Annotated in this window: 13 protein-coding genes; 2 read left to right on the top strand and 11 right to left on the bottom strand. The window is 45.1% G+C overall.

Features of this window, described 5'->3' with window-relative positions:
* The first annotated feature begins 10 nt into the window (after positions 1-10).
* Positions 11-883, top strand: a complete 873-nt coding sequence (locus JAO78_RS00465) for a substrate-binding periplasmic protein (RefSeq protein WP_369413455.1) — start codon at positions 11-13, stop codon at positions 881-883.
* Positions 884-896: 13 nt separating this feature from the next.
* Here the strand turns inward: JAO78_RS00465 and JAO78_RS00460 are convergent, their stop codons facing one another.
* The 5 genes from JAO78_RS00460 to ilvC form a co-directional block, all read right to left on the bottom strand.
* On the bottom strand, positions 897-1937 hold the full coding sequence (locus JAO78_RS00460) for an ABC transporter ATP-binding protein (RefSeq protein WP_226749385.1): 1041 nt from the start codon (positions 1935-1937) through the stop codon (positions 897-899).
* Positions 1937-3505: an ABC transporter permease gene (locus JAO78_RS00455; protein ID WP_439647496.1), complete on the bottom strand. Its 1569-nt coding sequence runs from the start codon at positions 3503-3505 to the stop codon at positions 1937-1939. The genes JAO78_RS00460 and JAO78_RS00455 overlap by 1 nt, the downstream gene beginning before the upstream one ends.
* A 104-nt stretch (positions 3506-3609) precedes the next feature.
* The gene (locus tag JAO78_RS00450) at positions 3610-4632 is read right to left on the bottom strand and encodes a Fe(3+) ABC transporter substrate-binding protein (RefSeq protein ID WP_226749383.1); all 1023 of its coding nucleotides are present in this window, start codon (positions 4630-4632) and stop codon (positions 3610-3612) included.
* A gap of 198 nt (positions 4633-4830) precedes the next feature.
* Positions 4831-5262, bottom strand: coding sequence for a methylglyoxal synthase (locus JAO78_RS00445; RefSeq protein WP_226749382.1), 432 nt, complete (start codon positions 5260-5262; stop codon positions 4831-4833).
* A 179-nt stretch (positions 5263-5441) separates the two neighbouring features.
* The gene (gene ilvC / locus JAO78_RS00440) at positions 5442-6923 is read right to left on the bottom strand and encodes a ketol-acid reductoisomerase (protein ID WP_226749381.1); all 1482 of its coding nucleotides are present in this window, start codon (positions 6921-6923) and stop codon (positions 5442-5444) included.
* Positions 6924-7089: 166 nt separating this feature from the next.
* Between ilvC and ilvY the strand changes: the two genes are divergently transcribed.
* Positions 7090-7971 carry an HTH-type transcriptional activator IlvY gene (gene ilvY / locus JAO78_RS00435; protein ID WP_226749380.1) on the top strand — a complete coding sequence of 294 codons (882 nt, stop codon included), beginning with the start codon at positions 7090-7092 and terminating at the stop codon, positions 7969-7971.
* Positions 7972-8020: 49 nt separating this feature from the next.
* On the opposite strand, the gene JAO78_RS00430 is transcribed toward ilvY, so the two are convergent.
* From JAO78_RS00430 to rpsI, 6 genes are all read right to left on the bottom strand, one after another.
* Complete coding sequence (locus JAO78_RS00430) at positions 8021-8434, bottom strand: ClpXP protease specificity-enhancing factor (protein WP_226749950.1); 414 nt, start codon at positions 8432-8434, stop codon at positions 8021-8023.
* 8 nt (positions 8435-8442) lie between these two features.
* The gene (gene sspA / locus JAO78_RS00425; protein ID WP_226749379.1) at positions 8443-9081 is read right to left on the bottom strand and encodes a stringent starvation protein SspA; all 639 of its coding nucleotides are present in this window, start codon (positions 9079-9081) and stop codon (positions 8443-8445) included.
* A 76-nt stretch (positions 9082-9157) separates the two neighbouring features.
* Positions 9158-9892 carry a cytochrome c1 gene (locus JAO78_RS00420; RefSeq protein ID WP_226749949.1) on the bottom strand — a complete coding sequence of 245 codons (735 nt, stop codon included), beginning with the start codon at positions 9890-9892 and terminating at the stop codon, positions 9158-9160.
* Positions 9893-9894: 2 nt separating this feature from the next.
* Positions 9895-11169, bottom strand: coding sequence for a cytochrome b (locus JAO78_RS00415; RefSeq protein ID WP_226749378.1), 1275 nt, complete (start codon positions 11167-11169; stop codon positions 9895-9897).
* Complete coding sequence (petA, locus tag JAO78_RS00410) at positions 11169-11759, bottom strand: ubiquinol-cytochrome c reductase iron-sulfur subunit (RefSeq protein ID WP_226749377.1); 591 nt, start codon at positions 11757-11759, stop codon at positions 11169-11171. Before petA ends, JAO78_RS00415 begins: the two co-directional genes overlap by 1 nt.
* 328 nt (positions 11760-12087) lie before the next feature.
* On the bottom strand, positions 12088-12480 hold the full coding sequence (gene rpsI, locus JAO78_RS00405) for a 30S ribosomal protein S9 (protein ID WP_019675270.1): 393 nt from the start codon (positions 12478-12480) through the stop codon (positions 12088-12090).
* Positions 12481-12482 lie beyond the last annotated feature (2 nt).

Raw genomic sequence — 12482 nt, 5'->3', positions numbered from 1 at the left:
TTCCCTGGAGGTGCGGCTAGTAAAGCGCGCCTTTTTTCTTTGCTCGCGCTCTGCTAAACTCAATTCAAATAACACTGTGTTTACAGGGATAAGCTTTCTTGTGAGTCACTTTTTCGGCAAAATCTCACACTACGTTTTTTTAATAAACAGCCTGCTTTTCTGTTCAAATCTTTCTGCAACCCCTTTAACTCATAACCCGATAATCTTCGCTAGCAGCGAATATCCGCCACATTATGGTACTGATCTTGTCAAGCAAGGTGTGGTTATTGAGATTGTGCGGCGCGCCTTTGCCAAACAACAACTCAATATTGACGTGGCATTTATGCCTTTTGCCCGCGCGATGCATGATACTAAACAGGGATTGTATTCTGGGGTGATTGCCATTTGGTATACCGAAGCGCGTACCGAGAAATGGCTGTATTCCGAACCGATTTATGCCAATCACATTGTTTTATTTAAACGCAAAGCGGATTTCAGAGTAAAACAAAATCTTGACACCCTGCTAGCAGGCAATGGCACTTTGGGGTTCGTTACTGGTTATCTGCAACAGCCGTTACTGCAGCAAAGTAACTTGAGTAAAGTCAGTGTGGCTTCTGAAGAGCAACTGTTTAAAATGCTGGCGATGCAACGCGTGGACTTCGTCCCCGCAGATTTGCAAAGTGGCTTATATTTTATCTCGCGATTACCTGTTGAATTACGGCAATCGGCAATAGATTGGCTGGAGCCAGCATTAGAAATCCACCCCATGCACCTCGCCTTTCCAAAACATCACCCTAATAGCGAATATTTAAAGCAGCAATTCGATCTGGGCTTGCAGGCCTTAAAAGACAGTGGCGAGTTTGCTGAATTACTGCATCAACTTTTGCCAGAGCCGAGCAAGTAACTCAGCCAGATATTTAAGTTAGCCTTGGAAACAGCACCAAGTGATCAAGATCAAGACGAATGCCAATATGCTCGCCAATCGCATGATTGTGATGACTTAGCGCTAAACAATAAACTTGCTCGTTGCCCGCTAACGCCAAGGTATACAGGATGTGCGAACCGCGAAAAGCTTTTTCCAACACAGTAGCTTGAATTGGGCTGTCATCATCATGCACAATGTCATCCGGCCGGATCAGGACATCAACTAAATCATCGGTCTGTACGTCCGTTAAATAACGTTGCCGAAAAACACCTAAACAGGTTTCAACTTGTTGCGCATCTAACATCTTGCCTGGCAACATCACGCCTCGTCCAACAAAGTCAGCCACAAACCGATTAACCGGTCGATGATACAACTCATAAGGGGTAGACCACTGTTGTAACTGGCCTTGTTGCATCACGCCAATCATATCTGCCATTGCAAAGGCTTCAAACTGATCGTGAGTGACTAATACCGCCGTGATATGTAATTGCTTTAAAATGATCCGAATATCCCGCGCTAACACTTCGCGAAACTCGGTATCTAAACTGGAGAAAGGCTCATCCAGTAATAACACCTTGGGCTCAGGAGCAAGGGCTCGTGCCAATGCAACCCGCTGTTGTTGACCACCGGATAATTGATGAATATACCGTTTGCCCAGATCGGGCAAACCCACTAGCTGTAATAAACGGCTGACTTTCTCTGCTTTTTGCGCTTTATTAAAATCCTTTAAGCCAAAGGCAATGTTATCGGCAACAGTTAAATGGGGAAATAACGCAAAATCTTGAAACACCATGCCCACTTTGCGTAATTCAGGCGCCAACTGAGTTGTGCTATTACTCACCTGTTGACCTTGCAAGCGGATCACACCCGAGGCCGGCGCTTCAAAACCGGCAATTGCGCGTAAAATAGTGGTTTTACCACAACCAGAAGGGCCCACTAAGCAGCCAATTTGGCCTTGGGCTAAAGTCAATGAAATGTCATTAATCACTTTATGAGGGCCATAAGCGACAGCCAGTTGCTCTAATGCCAACATTATTTGTTTCCTCGCATACGTTGCTCAGTGGAACGCGCTAAAATAATCACAGGTAACAGCCCCACCAATACAATAGCTAGCGCAGGTAAGGCCGCTTCGGCTAAGCGCTCATCAGAAGCTAATTCATGCGCTCTCACCGCTAAGGTATTAAAATTAAAAGGTCGTAATAACAGCGTTGCGGGCAATTCTTTGAGTACATCAACAAACACCAGCAACAACGCTGTTAACACGCTACTGCGTAACAACGGTACATGCACGCGCCGCAGCACTTGCCAAGGCCCTAAACCTAAAGACCGCGCGGCATTATCCATATTAGGCTTTATTCGCGCTAAACCGGCTTCAATACCATGTAATGACACTGCCAAAAAACGCACACTGTAAGCTAACAGCAGCGCAAAAATAGTACCGGAAAACAGTAAACCGGTGCGGACACCAAACCATTGCTCGGCAAGTAAATCGATCCGTTGATCAAACCATGCCAAGGGGATCATCACGCCAATGGCAATGACCGTGCCAGGAACCGCATAGCCCAGCGCGGCTAATTGTACCGGGAATCGCACTAAAGGATCGTCGCGTAAACGTCGCGCATAAGCAAACAATAACGCCAGCAGTACCGACAACAAAGCCGCCGCCGCGGCCAAAGAAAAACTATTCCAAACTAATTGCCAAAAAGCACTATCCAAGGTGCGCTGCCAATTGCCAAGCGCCCAACTGGCTAACTGCCATGCCGGTAACAGAAAACCCAATAATACCGGCAGAGTGCACAACAGCAGAAATAAACATTGCCGAGCAAAGCTTACTTGGCGTAATGCCGCAGCACTGTGTTTTTGACCTTGATGATAATAACGCACTTTGCGCCGTGACCATTTCTCTAACAACAATAAAAACAGCACAAAACTGGTTAACAGCGCGGCGAGTTGCGCGGCGGCTAACGCATTACCCATCCCAAACCAGGTTCGAAAAATCCCCGTGGTAAAAGTAGGTACGCCAAAATATTGCACGGTGCCATAGTCGGCAAAGGCTTCCATCATCGCTAATGCCATCCCGGTTAAAATCGCCGGGCGCGCCAAAGGTAACGCGACTTGCCAAAAATGCTGGCGCGGCGTTAAACCTAAGGTGCGGCTCGCCTCAGATAACGACGCCGACTGCTCAGAAAAAGCATTGCGTGCCAACATATAAACATAAGGATATAACACTAATGACAGCATCAATACCGCCCCACCCAACGAGCGGATTTCAGGAAACCAATAATCACCGTAAGACCAATCGAAAGTGTGACGTAATTGCTGCTGCACAGGGCCAGCAAAGTCAAGCATGCCGGTATAAGTGTAAGCAATAATATAAGCTGGAACAGCTAAGGGTAATAACAATAACCAGTCGAGATAACGTCGGCCAAGAAATTGATATTGGCTAATCAGCCATGCGGCGCCGGTGCCAATCGTTAAGGCACCTAAACCGGTTCCGCCAGCTAACAACAGGGAATTGAGAACATAATCAGGCAGAACGGTTTGGCGCAAATGCTGCCAAACCGCTGTTTGCCAAGAGAATAAACTGGCGAATACCATCATTACCGGCAGCGCCAACAACAAGGCGGGCAGTAATACTGCCCAGCGCCAACGATTAAACAGCGGTATTCTGAACAACGATGACGGCTCCTACTACGACGGGTAGTTTAACGCCAGCCAGCGCGGTCCATCACCCGGATCGCTTCGGCATTAAACTCGCCTAACTGTTCTAACGGTAACTCATCGGCTTTGAAGCGACCAAATTGCTCAAGCACTTTACTGATGTTAACGTCACTACGAACAGGGTATTCATTATTGACGTCAGCATACCAGTGCTGCGCTTCTGGCTCTACCATATATTCTAGCAATTTCAGCGCATTCGCTTTATTAGGAGCAAAAGCGGCTACACCCGCGCCTGAAATATTAATATGTACGCCATTATCTTGCTGATTAGGCCAGAAAATACGCATTTTTGCTGCCGCCTCTTGTTCAGCGGGATCAGTTAACATACCGGCTAAGTAGTAAGTATTGGCTAAAGCGATATCACATACACCCGCTGCTGCGGCTTTGATTTGATCACGATCGCCACCCTGTGGTGGACGTGCAAAATTGGCCACTAACCCTTTAGCCCACTGCTCGGCTACCGCAGCGCCATCATGTGCAATAATAGAAGCAACATGAGATTGGTTATAGATGTTATTTGAAGAACGCACGCAAATTTTACCTTTCCACTTCGGATCGGCGAGATCTTCCATAGTCGATAATTGTGCCGGATCTACCTTCCCCTCAACATACATAATGGGCCGAGCTCGAACGGTTAAGCCATACCAAACACCGGCAGTATCACGTAATGTGCTAGGAATAGCGCTCACTAATTTGTCTGAGGTAACACCTTGCAATACCCCCTGCTCTTTCGCTCGGGTTAAACGGCCGACATCGGTCGTCAGAAGTAAATCAGCTGGGCTATTGCGGCCTTCACTACGCATACGCGTAATCAATTCATCGGCATTACCCGTAATTAAATTAACCTTAATACCCGTTTGTACGGTAAAGGTATCCAGTAAAGGCTTGATCAGTTCTTCTTGCCGCGCAGAGTACACATTGACTTCATCGGCATAGGCCGCAGCAGTATGGAATAAACAAGAAGTAAGACCGGCAGCAACTAACAGGGTGACAGAATTGAATTTCATTACAGCTCCACGAGATGATGATCCTAAGGCGCACATCTAAACACAAATAATAACAATTCGCAATAAGAGTATGTTAGTTTAAAGCTAATTTCACCGCGAAAGCACTTAACTACAAGGCTAAAGCGCCCCAATAAAATAGCCCTGTCATGACAGGGGTATAACGAAGAATGCACCAATGAGTTTGCTCGCTTACCGAAACTAGCTCTTTTGCAGCCGATTATTGTGCTGCTGAAAATCAGGCACTGAACGCTGATAATCTTGCTGGTAAAGACTTGAATGTACGATAAAATCCGCTGTGGCGACATTACAAGCCACCGGAATATTCCATACTACCGCTAAACGAATTAACGCTTTAACATCAGGATCATGTGGCTGTGATGACAAGGGATCCCAAAAAAATATCAGCCAATCAATGTGTTGTTCCGCAATTAAAGCACCGATTTGTTGATCGCCACCCAGCGGACCACTCGCCATACATCGTACCGGTTGTTGTAACTTTTCACTGATCAGCTTTCCGGTGGTACCGGTTGCAATAAGTTGTTTATCGGCAAAAAAAGACTGATGTTTTTCGATCCATTCGAGTAATGCAGCTTTTTTACCGTCATGTGCTACCAATGCGATTGTTTTCATGATTATTCTCCAGTACTTAGCGTTTTAGCATACTCAGTTTAAGACAAACAGGCAAAAAAAAGCCCCGACAAGCGGGGCAAAACAACCAAGGTCCACGTATAACATCATTATTGGTCTGGTATTAACTGCAACACTGCTGCAAATTAATCACCACTAACCACTTCATCCAGGGAGACGAATTAATTCGCCTCAACAATTCGTTTCATTGCCGTCATATAACCGCGTAATTTCTTACCAACCACTTCTACCGGGTGTTGGCGAATGGCTTCATTTACAGCGATAAGTTTTAAGTTATCAACGCCATTTTGGCTGCTGTTTAAACCTTTACCAATCAGTTCACTGCTCATGGCGTTTACTTTATCGCGTAACAGAGGAATAGCAGCGTGCGCAAACAAGTAATTACCATATTCAGCGGTATCTGAAATGACCACGTTCATTTCGTATAAACGCTTGCGCGCAATGGTATTAGCGATCAGCGGCGTCTCATGTAAAGACTCGTAGTAAGCCGATTCAGCGATAATCCCCGCATCAACCATCGTCTCGAAAGCTAATTCTACGCCGGCTTTTACCATGGCAACCAGTAAGATGCCGCGGTCAAAAAACTCTTGTTCAGCGATTTTTTCATCCGACACGGGTGCTTGTTCAAAACCGCTGTCTAAGGTTTGTTCACGCCAAGTCAGTAAGTTTTTGTCATCATTATGCCAATCTGCCATCATGGTGCGTGAAAACTCACCGCTGATGATATCGTCCATATGTTTTTCAAATAATGGCCGTAAAGTCAGTTTTAACTCTTCTGCTAAATCAAAGGCTTTTAACTTCGCCGGATTGCTCAAACGGTCCATCATGTTGGTGATGCCGCCGTGTTTCAGCGCTTCGGTAATGGTTTCCCAGCCAAATTGAATTAATTTTGCTGCGTAGCCGCTTTCCATGCCATCTGCCACCATCTTGTCGAACGCTAAGATGGCACCTGTTTGTAACATGCCGCACAGGATGGTTTGTTCACCCATTAAGTCAGATTTAACTTCCGCAACGAATGACGATTCCAACACACCAGCACGATCTCCACCGGTAGCCGAAGCGTAAGCCTTAGCAATTTCTAAACCTTGGCCTTTAGGATCATTCTCTGGATGCACGGCAATTAAAGTAGGTACACCAAAGCCACGTTTGTACTCTTCCCGTACTTCAGTACCAGGGCACTTAGGCGCAACCATCACTACAGTGATATCCGGACGAATTTGCTTACCTTCTTCAACAATATTAAAGCCATGTGAATAAGCTAAGGTTGCACCTTGCTTCATCAGTGGCATTACCGCATCAACCACGCTGCTGTGCTGCTTGTCTGGTGTTAAGTTTAAAACTAAATCCGCTGCTGGAATTAATTCTTGATAAGTGCCTACTTTAAAGCCATTGCTGCTGGCTTTTTGAAACGAGGCGCGCTTTTCAGCAATCGCTTCAGCACGCAAAGCATAACTAATGTTTAAGCCAGAATCGCGCATGTTTAAGCCTTGGTTTAGGCCTTGCGCACCGCAACCTACGATAACAATGTTCCAGTCTTTAATTAAAGCGCATCCGTTAGCAAACTCGGCTTTGTCCATAAAACGACAACGGCCTAATTGACTTAATTGCTGACGTAAATTTAAGGTATTAAAGTAGTTACTCATAATGTTCTCGGAATTCTTAGTCTGTCTCAGCCACGCTGAGCAGTAGCAGTATGCTGCGGCCTTATTGCCCTGTACTGCTTTAATGAACTCAGTTTAACTACAGACTTATATTGCGTGAAGTGATATATTTTCAATTCTGTATTTCATTTGTTGCAACAGAGGCATTATGGACCTACGCAGTGCTCAGCTTTTTTTACATTTAGCATCTAGCCTAAACTTTGCTAAAACCAGCGAGCAAATGTTTGTTAGCCCTTCAACATTAACGCGCGTGATCCAACGTTTAGAGAATGAACTTGATACCTGTTTATTTGAACGAGACAAACGCTCAGTACGCTTAACGGCCGCCGGTGAGCGAGTGCAACGTTTTGTGCGCGTGTGGTTGGATGAATGGCATCAATTACAACTAGACTTGCAACTGGCGAGTGCAGAATTAAGCGGCACTATCCGGATTTTTTGTACAGTGACAGCCAGTTACAGTCACCTGCCTACTTTACTCGATAAGTTTCGCTTGCAATGCCCTAAAGCTGAAATCCAATTAACCACTGGCGATGCCGCCTCGGCCATAGAGCGGATCCGTGCAGATGAAGCTGATGTGGCAATAGCTGCTTATCCTGAGTCCTTTCCTGCTAATTTATTTTTTCAAAGTATTGCGAGTATCCCTGTTTACTTAATTGCACCGGTGATCCCTTGTAAAGTCAATGACTTGCTTAATCAACAACCTATTGCTTGGAACAGTGTGCCGATGATTTTGCCTGAACATGGCCCTGCCCGCAGTCGTTTTAACCAATGGTTACTGGATAAAGGCATCAGTCCGAATATTATTGCCAAGGTAGATGGACATGAAGCGATGGTATCGATGGTGGCACTAGGTAGTGGTATTACTATTGTGCCTGAGCCCGTATTTCAGCATAGCCCAGTACGGGATCGCGTAAGAATTTTAGAAACAAATTATGCTTACAAAGCATTGGATTTAGGGGTTTGTATGCTGCAGAAGCGACGGCTAGAGCCGTTAATTGCTGCATTTTGGCAGCTAGCACTGAAAAAGTGAGTGGCGATTTCAGGTGGTTTACCCACCTGAAATACCGTTTAACCGCTTATTACTTAATAACTTTAAGATGACTACCCCGACCAGGCTTTGGTGGTTCTGGGGTAGGTTCATCATCTAATGATTCTGGCAGGAAATCCTGCTCATCTTCATCGTCTTCTTCTAAGGTAAATACCGTACCGGCACCGTTTTCACGGGCATAAATCGCCAGTACCGCTTTTACCGGTACCGACAAAGCAAAGGGTTGCCCACCAAAGCGTGCATTAAAGGTGACAAAGTCATTACCCAGTTGCAAATTACCCACCGCTGACGGCAGTACATTTAAGACAATTTGACCATTTTGCACAAATTGTTGTGGCACACGCACATCTGGATAGTTGGCATCTACCACCAAATAAGGTGTGCATTTGTTATCAATTATCCAGTCGTAAAACGCCCGTAACAAATAAGGACGATTTGGTGTCATTTTTTGCATTACAGCTTAAGTCCCTTGCGGATCTCACGCTCTGCCTCAGTTAATGAAGCTTGGAAAGCGTCGCGTTCAAATATACGGGTCATGTAGGTTTTTAATTGCTTACTACCTGTGCCGTTTAATTCAATACCTAGTAAAGGTAAACGCCATAATAAGGCCGCCATGTAGCAATCGACTAAACCAAATTCTTCACTCATAAAAAACGGCGCTTCGCTAAATAAAGGCGCAATCGACAATAAGCCTTCTTTAAGTTCTTGTCTGGCAATAGCGGCATCTTCATGATCGTTTAATACCTTGTCAGCTAAGCTATACCAATCATTTTTAATGCGATACATCATCAGGCGAGCCTGACCCCGAGCGACCGGATAAACAGGCATCAATGGCGGGTGAGGAAAACGCTCATCCAAGTATTCCATAATGATGTCAGCTTGATAAAGCGCAAGTTCACGATCTAATAAAGTGGGCAGACTACCGTATGGATTCACTTCATACAGGTCTTCTGGCACGTTGTCTGGTGTTACCTGAAGGATATCAACAGTAACTCCTTTTTCTGCTAGCACGATACGGACCTGATGGCTGAACATATCGTCAACTGCTGAAAACAGTGTCATCACAGGGCGTTTATTGGCAATGATCGCCATGTATTCCTCCGGTTAATTTAGAAACAGCAAAGGGGCACTAAGGCCCCTGAGTACAGCTTAATGTATAACTGATAATTTATTCGACATCTTTCCAATATTCTTTTTTCAGGAAATACGCCAGAACAAAGAAAATCAGTAGGAATATCATAACTTTAATGCCTAAGGCATGTGATTCAAGCTTGCTAGGTTCGCCAGAATAGACCAAGTAGTTGACTAAATCACCTACCGCACGATCGTATTCTTCGGTACTTAATTCACCCGAGCCATCAGTACGAATACCAACATACACTTCTGTTGGTTGACCATCGACTAAACGTGTCTCATAAGCACGGTAAGGAACACCTTGTAACTCTTGTAGTACATGAGGCATACCCACTAATGGGAATACTTTATTATTCACACCAAATGGGCGGCTTTCATCAACGTAGAAAGTACGAAGATAAGTGTAAACCCAATCAGCACCACGCACTCGAGCCACGTTGGTTAAGTCAGGTGGCAATACACCAAAAGAAGTTTGCGCATAATCAGCCGGCATAGAGTTGGTAATATGATCACCTAACTTTTCACCGGTAAACATTAAATGTTCCATACCTAAATCTTCAGGGATCCCTAAATCTTTAAAGGTACGAGAATAACGCTGATACTGCATTTGATGGCAGCCTAAGCAGTAATTCTGGAACAACTTGGCACCATTTTGTAATGAAGCCTGATCACGCAGATCAACAGGTGCTTTATCAAGCGGAATGCTTGGCCCGGCAGCGATTGCCAGCGATGAAGCAAACAAGGCGACCGCAGAAAGTAACGTTCTCATCATTATGTTAACCTCACTGGCAATGGCTTAGTTTTCTCATTTTTACTGTATAACCACAGCAAGCCGAAGAAGGCAAAATAGGTGAATGAGAAAAATTGTGAAAATAAGGTGTAAGTTGGTGTTGCGGGTAATACACCCAACACACCTAAAGCAACAAAGCTGATACAGAACACCACTAGATTCCAGCGATGTAACTCACAACGGTAACGCACTGAACGTACGGTGCCACGGTCAATCCACGGTAATAATGCTAACGCGATAATCGCAGCAAACATCGCTACTGCCCCCAGCAATGGGTCAGGAATAGCCCGTAAAATGGCATAAAACGGTGTGAAGTACCAAACCGGTGCAATATGGTCAGGTGTCTTCATCGGGTTGGCCACTTCAAAATTTGGCTTCTCTAAGAAGTAACCACCGCCTTCTGGCGCAAAGAAAATAACAAAAGCAAAAATCAGTAAGAAACCGGCCACGCCCACTAAATCTTTTACCGTGTAGTATGGGTGGAACGGGATAGCATCAACGATAATCTTCTTACCACCACGAGTGAAATACTGGTGGAAGGTAAATTTCTTATCTGCTGCAGTTTGCTCAACGCTACCATCGTTGTCGCGTTTAATGTCGATACCATCTGGGTTGTTCGAACCCACTTCGTGTAAAGCCATGATGTGTAAAAACACTAAGATGACTAAAACTAAAGGTAAGGCGATAACATGTAAGGCGAAGAAACGGTTTAAGGTAGCACCTGAGATAACGTAGTCACCACGGATCCACAAGGTTAAATCATCACCGACAAACGGGATAACCCCGAAAATAGAGATAATAACTTGCGCACCCCAGTATGACATTTGACCCCATGGCAGCATATAACCCATGAAGGCTTCTGCCATCAGCACTAAGAAAATCAGCATACCGAAAATCCACAGTAATTCCCGTGGCTTCTGATAAGAACCGTACATCATGCCACGAAGCATGTGCAGATAAACCACCACAAAGAACGCTGAGGCGCCAGTAGAGTGCATATAACGTAACAACCAGCCGTATTCCACATCACGCATGATGTATTCAACAGAGGCGAAGGCACCTTCAGCAGAAGGTTCATAGTTCATCGTTAACCAAACACCTGTAAGGATCTGATTAACTAAGACTAAAATGGCAAGTGAACCAAAAAAGTACCAGAAGTTAAAATTCTTTGGCGCTGGATATTGCACTACGTGCAAATTCATCTTATCCATAAAGGGTAAGCGATATTCAATCCAGCTCATCATATTTTTAAACATTAGACAGTCCCCTCGTCTTCACCAATTAATATGGTGTTGTCGTCAACGTACATGTACGGAGGAATTACCAAGTTAGCGGGTGCAGGTACGCCTTGGAAAACACGACCGGCCATATCAAATTTAGAACCATGACATGGGCAGAAGAAACCTGAGCGAATGCCTTCAGTTTGTGCGGCAAAGTCATCTGGCAAGTAGGTAGGAGAACAGCCTAAGTGCGTACAAATACCGACAGCAACAAGGATCTCAGGCTTGATTGAACGATGACGATTCTGAGCGTAAGTAGGTTGTTGTTCCACCTCTGAACCCGGATCGCGTAAACGGTCTTCAGTTTCAGCTAGCTGGGCTAACATTTGTTCGGTACGTTTAACGATCCAAACAGGTTTGCCACGCCATTCAACACGAATCAGCTGACCAGGTTCGAGTTTGCTAATGTCTGCACTTACTGCAGCACCAGCTTGTTTCGCCCTCTCACTCGGATTCCAGGACGCAATAAAGGGCACAGCAACTCCTATGGCACCGACGCCCCCTACTACAGAGGTCGCAATGGTAAGGAAGCGGCGGCGACCATGATCTACAGGCGCATTGCTCATCCACTCATCTCCACATTAAACACTTAAACGATTAAAATTTAAGCGGCTGAAATTCAGCAATTATTATAATTACACAAATATGTTCGATCATAATGAAAAGCCTTGCTTTACACAAGGATTAAGGCGAACTGAATGGCTAATATCTTAGTCTTAGTCATGCTTTAACAGTAATCCTTAGCATACAGTTGTGCAGCAAAAGCAGTATAACAGGGGTAATTAACTTTATTTTTCGCGTTCGTTTAAATCTTAGCCAGTCTGGCTGCCAATAACTAAGATTACAGACATAAAAAAACCCGGTAAAAACCGGGCTTTTCGACATACCAGCGAATTAACGCTTTGAGTACTGTGGACGCTTACGTGCTTTACGCAGACCGACCTTCTTACGTTCAACTTTACGAGCATCACGCGTTACAAAGCCTGCTTTACGCAGTGCTGGACGCAGTGACTCGTCGAACTCCATCAGTGCACGGGTAATACCGTGACGGATAGCACCGGCTTGACCGCTGATACCACCACCTTTAACAGTGATGTATAAGTCGAATTTCTCGACCATATCAACCAGTTCTAACGGCTGTTTAACTACCATACAGGCAGTTTCACGGCCGAAGTACTCGGTCAGAGCACGCTGGTTGATAACGATGTTACCTGAACCAGCTTTTAAGAAGACGCGGGCCGTTGAGCTTTTACGACGACCAGTTCCGTAGTATTGATTCTGTGCCATGT

The sequence above is a fragment of the Alishewanella maricola genome, assembly GCF_016343785.1.
Taxonomy (GTDB): Bacteria; Pseudomonadota; Gammaproteobacteria; order Enterobacterales; family Alteromonadaceae; genus Alishewanella; species Alishewanella maricola.
The sequence above is the reverse complement of the archived record's forward strand: the minus strand, read 5'-3'. Positions and strand labels throughout refer to the sequence as shown.